General features: G+C 62.3%; 17 protein-coding genes. 14 read left to right on the top strand and 3 right to left on the bottom strand.

Annotated elements, in window-relative coordinates:
- Positions 1-195 precede the first annotated feature (195 nt).
- From hslV to IQ26_RS22550, 6 genes are all read left to right on the top strand, one after another.
- On the top strand, positions 196-747 hold the full coding sequence (hslV, locus tag IQ26_RS22575) for an ATP-dependent protease subunit HslV (protein ID WP_145720554.1): 552 nt from the start codon (positions 196-198) through the stop codon (positions 745-747).
- On the top strand, positions 737-1,264 hold the full coding sequence (locus IQ26_RS22570) for a GNAT family N-acetyltransferase (RefSeq protein WP_145720553.1): 528 nt from the start codon (positions 737-739) through the stop codon (positions 1,262-1,264). The genes hslV and IQ26_RS22570 overlap by 11 nt, the downstream gene beginning before the upstream one ends.
- A 31-nt stretch (positions 1,265-1,295) precedes the next feature.
- The gene (locus IQ26_RS22565) at positions 1,296-1,895 is read left to right on the top strand and encodes a DUF2585 domain-containing protein (RefSeq protein WP_145720552.1); all 600 of its coding nucleotides are present in this window, start codon (positions 1,296-1,298) and stop codon (positions 1,893-1,895) included.
- Between the two features lie 4 nt (positions 1,896-1,899).
- The gene (hslU, locus tag IQ26_RS22560) at positions 1,900-3,213 is read left to right on the top strand and encodes an ATP-dependent protease ATPase subunit HslU (RefSeq protein WP_145720551.1); all 1,314 of its coding nucleotides are present in this window, start codon (positions 1,900-1,902) and stop codon (positions 3,211-3,213) included.
- A 175-nt stretch (positions 3,214-3,388) separates the two neighbouring features.
- Positions 3,389-4,348 carry a DUF1402 family protein gene (locus IQ26_RS22555; RefSeq protein WP_145720550.1) on the top strand — a complete coding sequence of 320 codons (960 nt, stop codon included), beginning with the start codon at positions 3,389-3,391 and terminating at the stop codon, positions 4,346-4,348.
- 134 nt (positions 4,349-4,482) lie between these two features.
- The gene (locus tag IQ26_RS22550) at positions 4,483-6,279 is read left to right on the top strand and encodes a cation:proton antiporter domain-containing protein (protein ID WP_145720549.1); all 1,797 of its coding nucleotides are present in this window, start codon (positions 4,483-4,485) and stop codon (positions 6,277-6,279) included.
- Positions 6,280-6,400: 121 nt separating this feature from the next.
- On the opposite strand, the gene IQ26_RS22545 is transcribed toward IQ26_RS22550, so the two are convergent.
- From IQ26_RS22545 to IQ26_RS22535, 3 genes are read right to left on the bottom strand one after another with little or no spacing between them, the layout of a single operon-like run.
- The gene (locus IQ26_RS22545; protein ID WP_145720548.1) at positions 6,401-7,630 is read right to left on the bottom strand and encodes an NAD(P)/FAD-dependent oxidoreductase; all 1,230 of its coding nucleotides are present in this window, start codon (positions 7,628-7,630) and stop codon (positions 6,401-6,403) included.
- A gap of 5 nt (positions 7,631-7,635) precedes the next feature.
- A complete protein-coding gene (locus tag IQ26_RS22540; RefSeq protein ID WP_145720547.1) occupies positions 7,636-7,950 on the bottom strand; it encodes a MocE family 2Fe-2S type ferredoxin in 315 nt (104 codons plus the stop codon).
- Positions 7,951-8,002: 52 nt separating this feature from the next.
- The gene (locus tag IQ26_RS22535) at positions 8,003-9,112 is read right to left on the bottom strand and encodes a fatty acid desaturase family protein (protein WP_145720546.1); all 1,110 of its coding nucleotides are present in this window, start codon (positions 9,110-9,112) and stop codon (positions 8,003-8,005) included.
- A 168-nt stretch (positions 9,113-9,280) separates the two neighbouring features.
- Between IQ26_RS22535 and IQ26_RS22530 the strand changes: the two genes are divergently transcribed.
- From IQ26_RS22530 to IQ26_RS22500, 8 genes are all read left to right on the top strand, one after another.
- A complete protein-coding gene (locus tag IQ26_RS22530; RefSeq protein WP_145720545.1) occupies positions 9,281-10,312 on the top strand; it encodes a LacI family DNA-binding transcriptional regulator in 1,032 nt (343 codons plus the stop codon).
- Positions 10,313-10,679: 367 nt separating this feature from the next.
- Positions 10,680-11,621, top strand: coding sequence for a sugar ABC transporter substrate-binding protein (locus IQ26_RS22525; RefSeq protein WP_145720544.1), 942 nt, complete (start codon positions 10,680-10,682; stop codon positions 11,619-11,621).
- 196 nt (positions 11,622-11,817) lie between these two features.
- The gene (locus tag IQ26_RS22520; RefSeq protein WP_145720543.1) at positions 11,818-12,894 is read left to right on the top strand and encodes an ABC transporter permease; all 1,077 of its coding nucleotides are present in this window, start codon (positions 11,818-11,820) and stop codon (positions 12,892-12,894) included.
- Between the two features lie 2 nt (positions 12,895-12,896).
- The gene (locus IQ26_RS22515; protein WP_145720542.1) at positions 12,897-13,664 is read left to right on the top strand and encodes an ATP-binding cassette domain-containing protein; all 768 of its coding nucleotides are present in this window, start codon (positions 12,897-12,899) and stop codon (positions 13,662-13,664) included.
- A gap of 117 nt (positions 13,665-13,781) precedes the next feature.
- On the top strand, positions 13,782-14,777 hold the full coding sequence (gene iolG / locus IQ26_RS22510) for an inositol 2-dehydrogenase (protein WP_145720541.1): 996 nt from the start codon (positions 13,782-13,784) through the stop codon (positions 14,775-14,777).
- Between the two features lie 26 nt (positions 14,778-14,803).
- Positions 14,804-15,598, top strand: coding sequence for an SDR family oxidoreductase (locus IQ26_RS22505; RefSeq protein WP_145720540.1), 795 nt, complete (start codon positions 14,804-14,806; stop codon positions 15,596-15,598).
- Positions 15,599-15,839: 241 nt separating this feature from the next.
- A complete protein-coding gene (locus IQ26_RS39180; RefSeq protein ID WP_156090944.1) occupies positions 15,840-15,986 on the top strand; it encodes a hypothetical protein in 147 nt (48 codons plus the stop codon).
- Positions 15,987-16,074: 88 nt separating this feature from the next.
- Entirely contained in the window at positions 16,075-17,166 is a 1,092-nt protein-coding gene (locus IQ26_RS22500; protein ID WP_145720539.1) for a 3-deoxy-7-phosphoheptulonate synthase, read from the top strand.
- The last annotated feature ends 281 nt before the right edge of the window (positions 17,167-17,447 follow it).

Below are 17,447 nucleotides of genomic sequence, written 5' to 3'. Positions count from 1 at the left end.
TCCAAGCGTTCACTTGCTTGAAAACGAGAGCCTTCTAGCAGCATGATCCGGCGATTGCCAGTTACCAAGCCAAGCGGTATCGGGACTGGCGGATGACCGGTTTGCAATCATCGGACCTATGCATACATATGGCCGATCAAGTCCACTCGTAACGCGCCAATCGCCTTTCGGGATCGGTGTTGATCGGAGCAGAAAATGTCTGATGAACTGACCATGCACGCCACGACCATCGTGACGGTGCGCAAGGGCAGCAAGGTGGTGATCGCCGGCGACGGCCAGGTCAGCCTCGGCCAGACCATCATGAAGGGCAACGCCAAGAAGGTGCGCCGCATCGGCAAGGGCGGCAACGTCATTGCCGGTTTCGCCGGCGCCACCGCCGATGCCTTCACGCTTCTGGAGCGGCTGGAAGCCAAGCTCGAACAATATCCGGATCAGTTGACGCGGGCCTGCGTCGAGCTTGCCAAGGACTGGCGCACCGACCGCTATCTGCGCCGGCTGGAAGCGATGATGCTGGTTGCCGACAAGTCGGTCTCGCTGGCGCTGACCGGCACCGGCGACGTGCTCGAACCCGAACATGGCGTCATGGCGATCGGTTCGGGCGGCAATTACGCGCTGGCCGCGGCGCGCGCGCTGATGGACAGCGACAAGGATGCCGAAGAGATCGCCCGCAAGGCGATGCAGATCGCATCCGAAATCTGCGTCTACACCAACAACAACTTCGTCATCGAAACGCTCGATGCCGGCTGAGCGGGCCGCGCTGTACGATTTTCGGCCGGTGACTGAGGCGGACCTGCCGATGATCGCCGGCTGGCTGGCCGAGCCGCATGTCGCCGAGTGGTGGGACGATCCCGAGACGGAGATCGCCCAGATCCGCGAACATATCGACAGCATTTCCGTCGAACCGCTGATCATCGAACTCGACGGCGAGCCGATCGGCTACATGCAAAGCTACGACCCGCATCTGGAGGATGGCCATCCCTATAGCGACCAGCCGTTCGGCACGCTCGGCATCGATCTGTCGATCGGCAGGCCTGAGCTTGTCGGGCGCGGGCACGGCTCGGCAATTGTCCGGCAGTTCGTGGAGCAGCTGTTCGAGGAAGGGGCGCCGCGCGTCATCATCGATCCGGATCCGGCAAACGGACGAGCCATCCGCGCCTATGAAAAGGCCGGTTTCCGGGCTATCGATCGCAGGCGGTCGGAATATGGCGACGCCGTGCTGATGGCAATCGATGCCGAGGGCGATGCCGAAGAGGGCAATGCCTAAGAGGGCGGCGTCGAAGAGGGGCAGTAACAGCATGAGCACAACCAGCGGCGACAAGACCGTCTCGGCCTATGAAGACAGCTGGCGGATGGGACTTCTGCTCGTCCTCGGCCTGATAATCTTCCAGGCCGTGGCCCTCTACCTTATGGGTCGAACGCCGATCTGCACATGCGGCTATGTCAAGCTTTGGCACGGCGTTGTGCAGAGCTCGGAAAATTCCCAGCACATTTCCGACTGGTACACATTCTCCCACCTCATCCACGGCTTCCTGTTCTATGCGCTGGCGTGGTTTCTGTTCCCGCGCTCGCCGATCGGGCTCAGGCTAGCATTCGCGGTGGTCATAGAGGGCGGCTGGGAGCTTCTCGAGAACAGTCCTCTGATCATCGAGCGCTATCGCGCCGGCACAATTTCCCTGGATTACTATGGCGACAGCATCATCAATTCGGTGGCGGACACGCTGGCGATGGTGCTGGGATTTGTGATGGCGCGCAAGCTTCCTATATGGGTGATCGTGACCCTCGCCCTCATCTTCGAATTCGGTGTCGGCACCATCATCAGGGACAATCTGACGCTCAACGTGATCATGCTGCTGCATCCGTTCGAGTCCATCCGGCAGTGGCAAAGTGGAATTTAGTGATATGAGCACATTCTCGCCCCGCGAAATCGTTTCGGAACTCGATCGCTTCATCATCGGCCAGAAGGACGCCAAGCGCGCCGTGGCCATCGCCTTGCGCAACCGCTGGCGCCGCCAGCAGCTCGAAGGCCAGATGCGCGAAGAGGTGATGCCGAAGAACATCCTGATGATCGGCCCGACCGGCGTCGGCAAGACCGAGATCTCGCGCCGGCTGGCGCGCCTTGCCGGTGCGCCGTTCGTCAAGGTCGAGGCGACCAAGTTCACCGAGGTCGGCTATGTCGGCCGCGACGTCGAGCAGATCATCCGCGACCTGGTCGAGATCGCCATCGGACTGGTGCGCGAAAAGATGCGCGAGGATGTCAAGGCGCGCGCCCATGTCAATGCCGAGGAACGTGTGCTGGAAGCGCTCGTCGGCAAGACGGCGAGCCCGGCCACGCGCGACTCCTTCCGCAAGAAGCTGCGCGACGGCGAGCTCGACGACAAGGAAATCGAAATCGAAGTGAGCGACACCGGCACTGGCGGCATGCCCGGCTTCGAGATTCCCGGCATGCCAGGCGCCAATATCGGCGTGCTGAACATCAACGACATGCTGTCGAAGGCGATGGGCGGCCAGAAGACCAAGACGCGCAAGACGACGGTGAAGGAATCCTACGCGCTGCTGGTCGGCGACGAGTCCGACAAGCTGCTCGACCAGGAAGAGGTGGTGCGCAGGGCGCTCGAATCGACCGAAAACGACGGCATCGTCTTCCTCGACGAGATCGACAAGATCGCCTCGCGCGAGGGCGGCATGGGCGCCGGCGTTTCCCGCGAAGGCGTGCAGCGCGACCTCTTGCCGCTGGTCGAGGGCACCACGGTCGCGACCAAATACGGACCGGTGAAGACGGATCACGTCCTGTTCATCGCATCGGGTGCGTTCCACGTTGCCAAGCCGTCCGACCTGCTGCCCGAACTGCAGGGCCGTCTGCCGATCCGCGTCGAGCTGCGTGCGCTGGAGAAGGACGATTTCGTCCGCATCCTGACCGAGACCGAGGCCAGCCTGATCAAGCAGTACATCGCGCTGATGAAGACCGAGGGCGTCGATCTCGTCTTCACAGACGACGCTATCGATTCGCTGGCCGGCATCGCCGTCGATCTCAACGCCAGCGTCGAGAATATCGGCGCCAGGCGGCTGCAGACGGTGATGGAGCGGGTGCTGGACGAGATCTCCTATGACGCGCCGGACCGCCACGGCACGTCGGTGTCCATCGATGCCGCCTATGTGGAGAAGCATGTCGGCGACTTGTCCAGAAACACGGATTTGTCGCGATTCATCCTGTAAGGCGACAGTGCCGAGCAATCCCGGTGCCGGGCGGGCGGGGATTCTGCCCGGATATTCTGCAACGTGTGGCCAAATGGAAGCATATGGCCACCTTTCGTCTCGGCGACTGAAGGGGCTCTCGACTCGACCTGGAGCTTTACCTAGTTTGCCCGGCGACTATTACAGGCGGCGGCGCATGAAAAAACTGATCCTCGTCATTCTCGGGCTGACGCTGGCGACAGCCATGTTCGCCGCGCAAGCGGCGACGATGGTGCCGCCGGGCAACCGCAATGCCGAGCAGCCCAACATACCGGGCGCCTCGAGCCGGCGCACCCAGGCCACCAACACCACCTTCCAGGCGAAATACCGCAAGGTCTATGCACTGCTGCAGAACGACGCCGGTCTTCGCGGCAAGATCAGCGAAGCGGCGGCGACCTATGGCATCGACCCGATGCACATCGTCGGGGCCATCGTCGGCGAGCACACCTACAATGTCGATGCCTACGACCGGCTGCAGACCTACTACGTCAAGGCGATCTCCTATCTGTCGAGCAAGTTGTCCTTCGCCTATGACGGCGAGGACATCACCGATTTCGTGCAGCGGCCGCAATTCCAGAAATGCGCCGGCAAATCGGACAGCTACGAGCTCTGGGAATGCCGCGAGCAGGTGTGGAACCAGTCCTTTCGCGGCAAGAACGTCGACGGGGAGAGTTTTCCCGACGACCGCTTCGGCGCCACCTTCTTCCAGCCCTATTATGCCGGCCAGACCTTCGGCCTCGGCCAGCTCAATCCGCTGACCGCGTTGCAGATGAGCGATCTCGTGAGCGAGGTTTCCGGCCTGCCGAAGCTCGACGTCGGCGATCCGAATGCGGTCTACAAGACCATCATGGACCCGGACCTCACCTTGTCCTATGTCGCGGCGGCGCTCCGCAAATCGATCGATGCCTACAGAGACATTGCCGGCTTCGACATATCGGGCAATCCCGGGATCACATCGACGCTCTACAATGTCGGCAATCCCGAACAGCGCGCCCATGCGCTGAAAGCCGAGAACGACAGACGCCGCGCCGCGGGCGAACCGGAGAAGCTGCCCGAGGAAAATTACTATGGGTGGCTGGTCAACGATAAGCTGGCGGAGCTGAAGGCGCTGTTTTAGTGGTGAAATCCGACGCTTCGTGCCTGACGATCAGGGGCACGGCGTAGGATTGAATTCATGGGCGGCTGTTGGCTATGCACACACTATGTATTCCAGTACGGAAATTGTGCATCAAGCCAGACCCAGAGGGATGAGTGGCAGCGCCGATCAATATCGATTCCTATAGCGATGCGCTTGTCGTACTTGGGACGGCGGGCATTGTTGTTCCGTTGATGCGGCGTTTTGGGTTTAGCACCGTGATCGGATACATGGCGGCTGGGGCGATCCTTGGCCCACTGGGCCTGGGCTCCCTCATCAACGCATTTCCGTTCTTGTACTGGGTCACCGTCGTCGATGCCAAGAATGTTGCCGGTATCGCCGAACTCGGCGTGGTGTTCTTGCTCTTTGTTGTCGGCATGGAGCTATCCTACGAACGTTTGAAAACCATGCGCCGCCTGGTGTTCGGACTCGGGAGCTTGCAGGTCGTCCTTTCCGCCGCTGTGATCGGCGGCATCGCAGCCCTGGCCGGCAACTCGGCGACTGTATCGATCATCCTCGGCGCCTGCCTTGCCTTGTCCTCGACCGCGATCGTTATCGAGGTGCTTTCCCACCAGGGCCGGCTTGCCACGGCTGCCGGCCGAGCCAGTTTTGCCGTGCTCCTGGCGCAAGACCTGGCCGTGATTCCGATCCTGCTCTTTGTCTCCATTCTAGGTGGCGACACGAGCAACTCGGTCACCGCCAATCTCGCGCTCACCCTCTTGAATGCTACGCTTGCCGTTACGGCGATTGCTATCGTCGGACGCCTGTTTTTGCGGCCCCTGTTCCGATTGGTCGCCTCCGCCGGAACCATTGAATTGTTCGTGGCCGCGACGTTGTTTGTGATTGTCGGTACCGGGGTCGCGGCCGCGCTGGCCGGGCTGTCCATGGCGCTGGGAGCATTCATCGCGGGGCTGCTGCTCGCCGAGACCGAATTTCGCAAGGCGATCGAAACCGCCGCTGGTCCTTTCAAGGGGCTGCTGCTTGGCGTGTTCTTCTTTACTGTCGGCATGAATATCGACCTCCGCGAGCTTGCTCGCGAGCCATTCTGGCTTCTTGCCTCTGTCGTCGGCCTGATCGGCATCAAGGTCCTCCTGCTCACCGGCCTCGCCCGGATATTTCGCCTGTCCTGGCCTGCGGCGATCGAAACAGGCCTGCTCCTTGGTCCAGGCGGCGAATTCGCATTCGTTGGCATCGGCATGGCAACCACGCTCGGACTTATCGATTCCAACGTCTCAAGCTTCACCTTGACGGTGACATCGATCACGATGACGCTCATTCCGGCGCTGAGTTTGGTCGCGCGGCGATTGATGCCGAGGTTCCATGAGCCCAGGGCGCTCGACCCGGAACTCACCGTCGCACCAAGTGACGTCGCCGGACATGCGATCGTCATAGGGCATGGCCGGGTCGGACACGTCGTCTGCTCGCTGCTGGATCGGCATAGCTATCGCTACATCGCAGTGGACAATGACGCAGCTGCGGTCCCGGCATACCGGCGAAGCGGACGTGAGGTCTTTTACGGCAACGCAACAGAGCCGGAATTCCTGAAGATCTGCGGTCTCATGGACGCCAAAGCCGTCATCGTAACGGTTGCCGGGAAGGCAGATATCGACGAGATCGTAAAACAGGTGCGTGCGCTGAGAACGGACATCGTCATCATCTCCCGCGCACGCGATGCTGGCCACGCGCGTCACCTCTATGCGATCGGCGTGACCGACGCCGTGCCGGAAACGATCGAGGCCAGCCTGCAGCTGTCGGAAGCGGCGCTGATCGGATTGGGGCAGGCGGCAGGACCGGTCATCGCTTCGATCCATGAGAAACGCGATGAATTTCGGCGTGAGCTGCAGGAGGCAGCGGCACCGAAAGCAAGCGGTTCCACGCATTCGATCCGGCCGAAAAGATCTCGATTGCCATGAGATTGGACCAAGCATGGATAAGCCATGGCAATATCCGTTCAGGGTAATGGACGAATTTGGCCGAGGGCGCACGAGCTTTCATCCGCCAGTTCTCTCAAATGGTTCTGGAGCCCGCGTCGGCTCACGCCGCCAGCAGCGACTTCAGCTTGACCGTTTGCGAGCCGAGCGCTTCCGGCGCCGGCTTCGCCCGCCTGGCGATCAGCATCTCGGCCAGCCTTATGTCGCGGGCGACCGTGTTGCCCAGGCCGATGCCGCTCGCCGCGACCAGCCTGCCGTCCTGCGCCAAATGGAACAGGATGAAGGCGCCGTCGTCGAGGTCGCGGCGCACAGTGCTGTGGCCCTCGTCCGATAGGCCGGCGATCTGTAAGGTCAGGCCGTACTGATCCGACCAGAACCATGGCACTGCTGCGTGAGCCTCGCCGGCGCCCAGCATGTTCCTGGCCGCCAGCGCGCCCTGCTCCTGCGCGTTGCGCCAGGCTTCCAATCGCACGCGCCGGCCGCCATAGACGGCAAGCGGAAACGAGCAGCAATCGCCGGCGGCAAAGATGTCCGGATCGCCGGTGCGAAGCTCGGCGTCGACTGCTATGCCGTTGTCGATCGTCAGCCCCGCTTCCGCGGCAAGTCCGGTCACCGGCACGGCGCCGATGCCGATCACGGCCAGATCGGCGACGATGTTCTGCCCGCCGGCAAGCGCGATGCGCGCCTTGGCGCCGTCGTCGGCGATCGCGGCGATGCCGTCGCCGCACAGGATTTTCACGCCTTCGGCTTCATGCGCCTCGTGGATGATTTTGGCGATCTCGGCCGGCACGCCGCGCATCAGGATGCGCGGCTGTGCCTCGACGACGGTGACCGCAGCCCCCAGCCTGCACGCCGCGGCGGCGAGTTCGAGGCCGATGAAGCCGCCGCCGACGATGGCGATGCGGTTTCCGGCGCTGAGATGCGCGCGAATAGCCAACGCGTCGTTGAAGGTCCGGAGATAGACGCAGCGCACGCCGAGGCCCGGCATTGGCAGCTTGCGCGGGGTAGAGCCGGTCGCCAGCAAGAGCTTGTCGTAAAGCAGGCTTGAGCCGTCCGAAAGGTGCACGCAATGCGCCGCGCGGTCGATCGCCACCGCCTGAACCGAATGGATGTGCCTGATCGATCTCTCGGCCAGGACCGCGTCGCTGGCGATCGCCTTGATCTCGGGCGCATTGCCGGCCATCGCGTCTTTCGACAGCGGCGGCCTCTCATAGGGCAGATGCGGCTCGTCGCCGACCAGCGTCACCGGCCCGTCATAGCCGAGATCGCGCAGCGCCAACGCAGCCCGCCCGCCGCATTCGCCGGCGCCGATGATGATCATCCCCTTCGTCATCACCGTCACCCGATCTGAATGAGGATTTTGCCGGCGTCGATCCTGACCGGATATGTCCTGAGATTGACGCAGACCGGCGCGCCCCTGGCCGCCCCGGTCTTGTAGTTGAAGCGGCCATTGTGCTTGGGGCATTCGATGATGTCATCCATCACCAGACCATCGGCCAGATGCACCTTCTCATGCGTGCACAAACCGTCCGTCGCGAAATACTCGTCGTCGGGGCTGCGATAGATGGCAAAGGTGCGGCCGTCATGGTCGAACCGCATCACGTCCTCCTCGTCGATGTCCTCGGCATCACAGGCCTCGACCCAGTCGCTCATCGGTCCTCCCGGCGGATTTCTGCTTGGTCAACTTGCCCGGCATGGGCGCATATCATTCCGCTGCCGCCGCGACAGCATGGTTATCGTTGTGAAGCTCTTCACGATAGGGCTTCGCGGTCGGCGGCAACGCGCGCTTGAGGAAATAGTCTTCATTGCGCAACTGGCGCAGGAAGGCGGGCACCATCTCGCAGTAGCCGGCCAGGATCGACGGCGTCGGTGCCGGCAGGTCGTGCTTGATCAGCTCATGCAGCCTCGGCAGCGCGTGATAGGGCACCATCGGGAACATATGGTGCTCCACATGGTAGTTCATGTTCCAGTAGATGAAGCGGCTGATCGGGTTCATGTAGACGGTGCGGCTGTTGAGGCGATGGTCGATGACATTTTCGGCGAGGCCGCCATGCTGCAACAGGCCGGTCATGACATGATGCCAGGCGCCGTAGAGCCTCGGCAGCCCGACCAGCATCAAGGGCAGGAACGAGCCCATAGTAAGCGCCAGCGCGATGGTCGCGGCATATATCGCGGTCCAGATACGGGCGATACGGATCGCCTTCGGCTGTTCTTGCTCGGGAATGAAGGTCTTTTCCGCCGGGCTGATGATGCCGGCCGCATTGCGCACCATGTCGGTCATGGCATGCCAGGCATCGACAATGCCGAAGACATTGAGCACGACGCGCAACAGATCCGGCGGGCGCATCACCGCGATCTCCGGATCGCGGCCGACGATGATCGTATCGGTGTGGTGCCGCGTATGGCTCCAGCGCCAGGTCACCGGATTGCGCATGATCATGAAGCAGGCGATCTGATAGACCGCATCATTCATCCACTGCGTCCTGAACGCAGTGCCGTGACCGCATTCGTGCCAGCGTGAATCCGTCGAGGATCCATAAAGGACGCCATAGACGAAGAAGAACGGCACGCACCACCACGTGCCCCAGAACCAGGCGCCGCCCGCGCCGCTCAGGATCAGGGCGCCGAGCCAGATGATCGTATCGCGGATCGCCGGCCCGTCCTCCCGCTTCATCAGCTCCTTCATCTGCTTGCGGGGCACGTCGGTGTGATACCACTCGGCCGCCGACAGTCCGGTTTCGACGGCGCGCTTCGCGTCGCGGCCGAGCAGGCTGTAGTCACGCCGGGACGGCATTGCGGATAGTGTCGCTTCCATAGAGGCTGCCTCCGTCGGCACAACGTCCGTCAGGACGGGTGCCCCTGCCACAGGTGCTTGTGTCGCAAAGTAGCGCCAAGCCATGATAGGCTCAATATCACAAAGATAGTTTCTATCATTTACCATCAGAATGGTGTAGAGGTATGCTGGCAATCAGGCAGGACTCTCATGGCAAAACGGCCGACCATCACCGATCTGGCGCGCATCTCCGGGGTCAGCGTCGCCACCGTCGACCGGGTGCTGAACAACCGCTTGCCGGTGCGCGAGGAAACCGCCCGCCGCGTCTACGAGGCCGCCACAAGCATCGGCTACCACGCCGCCGGGCTGATCAAGCAGCGGATGCGCCAGGAACTGCCGGAATACCGGCTCGGCTTTCTGCTGCTGAGAGGCAATGATGTTTTCTACAGCGATTTCGCGCGGGAGCTCGAACTGGCGGTTTCGCAATCGCAGCGCTTCCGCGGCGTGGCAACCATCGATTTCGCCAGTTCGCTGGCCCCCGACGAGATCGCCGCGCAGATGCGCAAGCTAGCGGCGAAATCCCGGGCAGTCGCCCTTGTCGGTCCGGATCATCCGACGCTAACGGCAGCCGTCGAGACCCTGAAGGCAAGGGGGCAACCCGTCTTCTCGCTGTTGTCCGACTTTGCCGCCGGTATCCGGGAGGGCTATGTCGGCCTCGACAACCGCAAGGTCGGTCGCACCGCGGCCTGGATGATCGCCAGGGCGGCGAGAAAGCCCGGCAAGGTCGCCCTTTTTGTCGGCAGCCATCGCTTCCATGGCCATGAGCTGCGCGAGATCGGCTTCAGATCATTCTTCCGCGAGCATGCGCCGGAATTCACGGTGATGGAGACGCTGGTCAACCTGGAAGCCAACCAGGTGACCCATGATGCGATGATCGATCTTCTGGCGCGGTACCCGGATCTTGCCGGCTGCTATGTCGCCGGCGGCGGCATGGAAGGCGCGGTTTCCGCGCTACGGGCGGCTAGGCCGGCAAACATGCCGGTGGTCGTCTGCAACGAGATCAACGCCGAATCGCGCGCGGCGCTCGCCGACAACATCCTGACCATGGTGATTTCGACGCCGCTGGCAGCACTATGCCGCGAGCTTGTCGGGCTGATGGCGCATGCCATCGAGGCAGGCGCTGCCAATGCGCCGGGCCAGACCTTCCTGCCCTTCGATATCTATCTGCCTGAGAACATCTAGGTTCGGGCAAACGTCTGGGCTCAGACAAGGCATCCAGGTTCAGATCGGGCATCATGATGTGAACTATCAGCCTGATGGATTCTTGCAGAAGATTTGCCGGCCCTCAGCCGCGTTATCCGAAAATCCAGCATCCGCTTTCGGAATCTCCTTGACGCCCGCACGCAGAATGGAATAAATATTTCACCGACTAGGTATTTTGGTTCTTTCGTTCCGGAACATCTGTTTCAAGCGGAGGACTTGGCGTTCCAGTCAACGCTGAAATCGCCATCAGGGAACGGAGATGGCAATCGGGAGAGATTCCCTGGGAGATCGGGGATTCCGGGTAGATCGGTGCAGCCGGACACCAATTCTGTGGAGGAGAAATAAAATGAAAAAACTGCTTTTGGGCGTCGTGTTTTCGGCGCTGATGAGTTCGTCCGCCCTCGCCGCCAAGATCGGCGTGTCGATGGCGCTGTTCGACGACAACTTCCTGACCGTGCTGCGCAACGGCATGATCGAGCAGGCCAAGGGCATGGAAGGCGTGGAGCTGCAGGTCGAGGACGCGCAGAACGACGTCGCCAAGCAGCTCGACCAGATCAAGAACTTCGTCGCCTCGGGCGTCGACGCGATCATCGTCAATCCGGTCGACACCTCGGCCACCCAGGCAATGTCGGACGCCGCCGCTGCGGCCAAGGTTCCGCTGGTCTATGTCAACCGCGAGCCGGTCAATGTCGACACGCTGCCGGACAACCAGGCCTTCGTCGCCTCCAACGAGGTCGAATCCGGCACTCTCGAAACCCAGGAAGTCTGCCGCCTGTTCAAGGAGGCCGGCAAGACCGAGGCCAATGTCTACGTGATCATGGGCGAGCTGTCGAACCAGGCCGCGGTGCAGCGCACCAAGGACATCGACGATGTCATCGCCACGCCGGAATGCAGCTTCATCAAGATCATCGACAAGCAGACGTCGAACTGGAAGCGCGAGGAAGCGCAGAATCTGATGACCAACTGGCTGTCGACCGGCACACCGTTCGATGGCGTGATCGCCAACAATGACGAAAGCGCCATCGGCGCCATCCAGGCGATGAAGGCCGCCAACATCGACATGAAGTCGGTTGTCGTCGGCGGCGTGGACGCCACCCAGGACGCGCTTGCCGCAATGCAGGCGGGCGACCTCGACGCGACCGTGTTCCAGGATGCGGCCGGCCAGGGCGCAGGGGCGCTGGATGCCGCACTCAAGCTTTCCAAGGGCGAGGCGGTCGAACAGAAGGTCTACATCCCCTTCCAGCTGGTCACGCCGGCAAACATCGACAAGTTCCTGCAGAAGAACTGAGGCCGAGGACGGTTTTCGATAGGGAGCGGCGCGTCGGAGCATCGGGCCATTTTGCGGATCCGATGTTCGAAACAAGAGCATCGGATCCAAAAGTGGAAGCCGCCGATGCTCAAAACAAAAGGACAACGCCGCTCCTCTTTTCCCTCATCGCCGAAGACAGGCGACGGGAAGCGACTGCTGACGGAGGAAACAAGATTTGTCACAGACAACCCATGGCGTCGGCGGACTAAGCTATGATGCGAAGAAGCGCACATGGCCTGCCGAATTCAACGTTTTCCTGGCGCTCATCATCCTCGTCGGCGCCTTCGAGCTGATAGGCCGGGTCTTTCTCGGCGACAGCTTCCTGTTCAACACCCGCGCCAATGTCGATACGATCTTCAACGAGGCGCGTCTGCAAATCATCATCCTGCAGGTGTCGATTGTCGGCATCATCGCCATCGGCGTGACGCAGGTGATCATTTCCGGCGGCATCGACCTTTCCTCGGGTTCGATCGTCGGCGCCACGGCGATGATCGCCATGAGCTTCGCCCAGGTGGCGACGGTCAACGGCAACCCTAACCCCAAGGCGATGTTCATCGAACAGGGCTGGACCGACCTGCCAGTGATCGTGCCGGTGCTCGTCGCGATCGGCTGCGGCCTGCTGGCGGGCCTGATCAACGGCTCGCTGGTCGCCTATACGCGCATTCCACCGTTCATCGCCACGCTCGGCATGATGGTCACCGCGCGCGGCGTCGCCAAATGGTGGTCCAAGGGGCAGCCGATCTCGTTTCCCACCGAGAGCTTCGCGGCGATCGGCAAGGGACTGATGCCTGTCATCATCTTCATATCGCTGGCAATTCTGTTCCAGCTGATCATGACATACACCAGGTATGGGAAGCACTGTTATGCCATCGGCTCCAATGAAGACGCCGCGCGCATGTCCGGCATCAATGTCCAGAACCACAAGATCCTCGTCTTCGTCATTGCCGGCATCCTCGCCTCGCTTGCCGCCGTGGTGCTGAGTTCCAAGAACCTCACCGCTCAGGCGGGCATGGGCGTGATGTACGAACTGGACGCGATCGCCATGGCGGTCATCGGCGGCGTCTCGCTATCTGGCGGCCGCGGCTCGATCATCGGAACGGTGATCGGTGCGCTGATCTTCGGCGTCATCATCTCCGGCTTCACCTTCCTGCGCCTCGACGCCTACTACCAGGAGATGGTCAAGGGCGTGATCATCATCGGCGCAGTCGTTCTCGACCAGTGGCGCCAACGCCTGCGGGCAATGAGGGCTTGATCATGTCAGACATCGTCCTGAAGACCGAGAACCTGACCAAATACTATGGCGGCGTGCATGCGCTCGAAGGCGCGAATTTCGAACTGCGCAAGGGCGAGCATGTCGCCATCATGGGCGACAACGGCGCCGGCAAATCCACCTTCGTGCGTCAGATCACGGCTGTCGAGCAGCGCACCAGCGGCAAGGTCTGGTTCGACGGCCAGGAAGTGAACTTCGCCGGCCCGATCGCGGCGCGCGAGGCCGGCATCGAAACCGTGTTCCAGAACCTTGCGCTCGCCGACGATCTCGACGTGCCGTCGAACCTGTTTCTCGGCCGCGAGAAGGTGCTTTTCAATCTCGGCCCCTTCTCGATCCTCGATCGCAAGTTCATGCGCAAGGCGACCGAGGCGGCGCTGGTCCGCACCGCGGTGAAGATCCCCAACCTCAACAACACCATCCGCCATATGTCTGGCGGCCAGCGCCAATGCGTGGCGATCGCCAGGACCGCGACCTTCGCCTCCAAGCTGATCATCATGGACGAGCCGACGGCAGCTCTCGGCGTGCAGGAGACGGCGCAGGTCGAAAACATCATCCGCACGCTCAAGGCCAATGGCGAGCCGCTGATCCTGATCAGCCACAATATGCGCCAGGTGTTCGACCTTTGCGACCGAATCGTCGTGTTCCGGCGCGGCCGCATCGTCGCCAATTTGCGCAAGCAGGACACCGACGGCAACGACATCGTCTCCTACATCACCGGCTCCAAGACCGGGGAGGCGGAACTTGCCGCCTAGAGACGGATGTAGGGTCAGCGGATCGTCGGCGTCCGTCGACCTGTGGTGATCATAACCTCAGTGCCTCGCCCTGACCGGGCGGGATACATTTCTTAAAACCATCCTCAAGGAAACCCCATGCCTCTTCGCTTCGCTCTTCTCGGTGCCGGTCGTATCGGCAAGGTCCACGCTCGCGCCGTGGGTTCCAATCCGCAGGCCAAATTGGTCGCAGTGGCGGACGCCTTCGAGAAGGCGGCGACCGAGCTGGCGTCGGCCTATGGCGCCGAAGTGCGCACCATCGAGGCCATCGAAAAAGCCGGGGATATCGACGCGGTCATCATCTGCACGCCGACCGACACCCATGCCGATCTGATCGAGCGGTTCGCCAGGGCCGGCAAGGCGATCTTTTGCGAGAAGCCGATCGACCTGGACGCCGGCAGGGTGGAAAAATGCCTGGCGGTGGTCGACAAGGCCGGCGCCACCTTGATGGTCGGCTTCAACCGCCGTTTCGATCCGCATTTCGCCGCCGTGCGCAAGGCGATCGACGACGGCGCCATCGGCACGGTCGAGATGGTGACCATCACGTCGCGCGATCCCGGCCCGCCGCCGCTCGACTATATCGGCCGCTCGGGCGGCATCTTTCGCGACATGACCATCCATGATTTCGACATGGCGCGCTTCCTGCTCGGCGAGGAGCCGGTGGCGGTCAGCGCGCATGCCTCGGTGCTGGTCGACAAAAAGATCGGCGAGGCCGGCGACTTCGACAGCGTCAGCGTCATCCTCGAAACCGCTTCCGGCAAGCAGTGCATCATCTCCAATTCGCGACGGGCCACCTATGGCTACGATCAGCGCATCGAGGTGCATGGTTCGAAGGGCATGGTTGCCGCCGAGAACCAGCGGCCAGTGTCGATCGAACTGGCCAACGACAAGGGCTACACGCGCCCGCCGCTGCACGACTTCTTCATGACCCGCTACCTCGACGCCTATGCCAACGAGATCGCCGCCTTCATCGCAGCGGCGACATCAGGCAACAAGGCCGCGCCGAGCGGCAAGGACGGGCTCGTCGCGCTTAGGCTGGCGGATGCGGCGCTGAAATCGGCCAAGGAAGGCAAGACCGTCCGCCTCGACAACTGAGCAACATCTATCACAGGAGCAACGCGATGAACGGTTCAGCCGATCGCAATTCCGAAACACGCGCCATCGTCACCGGCGGCGCGCAAGGTATCGGCTTCGCCGTCGCCGAAGCACTGGCCGACGAGGGCTGCCGCGCGCTGGCGCTGATCGGCCGCTCCAAGGAGAAAGGCGACAAGGCGGTCGCCGCTCTCAGGGAGTCAGGCGTCGATGCCATCTTCATCAGCGCCGATGTCTCAGAGGTGGCCGATTGCAGGCGGGCCGTCGAAACGGCGATCGCTCATTTCGGCACGATCAACGCGCTGGTCAACGCCGCCGCCACCTCGGCCCGCGGTTCACTGGTCGAGACGAGCGAAGAGCTTTTCGACACGATCTTTGCGACCAATGTGCGCGGTCCGTTTTTCCTGATGCAGGGCGTGGTAGCGCATCTGCTGGAAAACAAAGCGCCTGGCTCGATCGTCAATGTGCTGTCGATGTCGGCGCATTGCGGCCAGTCGTTCCTGACGCCCTATTCGTCGAGCAAGGGCGCTCTGATGACGCTGACCAAGAATGTCGCCAATGCCTATCGCGGCAATCGCATCCGCTGCAACGCCGTGCTGCCCGGCTGGATGGACACCGAAGGCGAGGCGATCGTGCAGAAGAAATGGCACGATGCGCCTGACGACTGGCTGGAAAAGGCCGAGGCTGCGCAGCCGATGGGCCAATTGGTGAAGCCGGACCAGCTTGCCCGGCTGATCAGCTATATGATCAGCCCGCAATCCGGCGTCATGACCGGGTCGCTGGTCGACTACGACCAGAACATCGCCGGGTCGTCGCCGGAGTAGTGTCGGCGAGTGTAGCGGAACGCCCATCACTTCGTCATCCACGGGCGGAGCAAGGAGCGTAGCGACGCGGCGCAGACCCCAGGATCCATGCCGTGACTTCTAGGCGTTGCCGCGGTGCAGAATTCTGCCCCACTGCGCTCTTCGGCTAGAGTCACGGAATGGATCCTAGGGTCTCCGTGACGGAGCTTCGCTCCTCTTTCGCCTAAGATGACGAAGTTCGGGAGGCTTCAGCCAATCGCGAATGGGCTGGAGTAGACCTCCTCCTCATCAGGCACGTGACAAGCGCTTCGGCTTCGATTATATGGGCGTCATGATCCACCTGACCGCCTCGTTCTGGTACTTTAGCTACGGCAGCTCGCTGGCGGCGGGAGGATTGCGCTCGATCTGAAGATTGCAGCATCAAAATCCGAACAGCCGCCAGACCTGGCGGCTTTTTTGTTTCAGCCGGCGGGTCTCCCAATCAGGAGCAGAAAGCCGTGTTGACCACCACAGACGATCTTCGGGTCAAGGAAATAAGGGAATTGAGTACGCCGGACCAGGTGATGCGGGAGATACCGCGCACGCTGACGGCCACGCGGACCGTTGCCGCGTCACGCAACGCGACCCACGCCGTGCTGACCGGCACTGATGATCGGCTGGTAGTCGTCGTCGGCCCCTGTTCGATCCACGACCCGGCCGCTGCCGTAGACTATGCCAGCCGTCTGGCGACGCTGCGCGAGAGCCTGTCGGATCGGCTGGAGATCGTGATGCGCGTGTATTTCGAGAAGCCGCGCACGACGGTCGGCTGGAAGGGCCTGATCAACGATCCCGACCTGGACGGCAGCTTCAATATCGACAAGGGATTGAGGCTGGCCCGCAACGTGCTCTCCGCCGTTAACAATCTCGGCCTTCCGGCGGCGACCGAATTCCTCGACATGGCCACCCCGCAATACATCGCCGACCTCGTCGCCTGGGGTGCGATCGGCGCGCGCACGACCGAGAGCCAGATCCATCGCGAACTCGCATCCGGCCTGTCCTGCCCGGTCGGCTTCAAGAACGGCACCGACGGCAATTTGCGGATCGCCGCCGAGGCGGTGAAGTCCGCCGCCCAGCCGCATCATTTCATGGCGGTGACGAAGGGCGGGCGCAGCGCCATCGCGACGACCACCGGCAACGAGGACTGCCACGTCATCCTGCGCGGCGGCATTCAGCCCAATTATGACGCCGCATGCGTCGCCGCAGCCAGTGCGGAACTCGCCCGGATCGGCGTAGCACCTCGGCTGATGATCGATGTCAGCCACGCCAACAGCAACAAGAAGCCGGAGCACCAGCCAAAGGTGGCGGCCAACGTGGCAGGCCAGGTCGCGGCAGGCGACGAGCGCATCATCGGCGTCATGATCGAGAGCAACCTCGTCGCCGGCCGACAGGACGTCATGCCCGGCAAGCCGCTCGTCTATGGCCAGAGCATCACCGATGGCTGCATCGACTGGGCAACCACCGAGACGGTGCTGCACGGCCTTGCCGACGCTGTCGAGCGGCGCAGGTCAGTGCGTCGCGCGATGATGGAGAGCCGCCCGGGAGCCGCCTGACGGCTTCCCCTTCTCCCCTTGTGGGACCGTTGCGCAGTTTCAGGAGAGCGCTGGCGGGAACGGGTTTGGCGCCGGTTTTCGTTTGTTTTTGGGTTTTGGGGTGTCCTGTCTGGGGTTTCAGGCGGCGGTCCGGCCCTGTGTGGCCGGAATCCGGGCGCACCTATCCTGTGATGGCGGCCCATCGGCGCATGTTGAAGGCGATGGCCGCCATCGTCACCTGGGCGGCTGCCTTGGCCAGCCCGACATAGCGGATCGTGGTCAGCTTCATGCGGCGCTTGAGC

Source organism: Mesorhizobium tianshanense (genome assembly GCF_007830515.1).
GTDB lineage: Bacteria > Pseudomonadota > Alphaproteobacteria > Rhizobiales > Rhizobiaceae > Mesorhizobium > Mesorhizobium tianshanense.
This window is presented reverse-complemented; position numbering and strand designations above follow the sequence as displayed.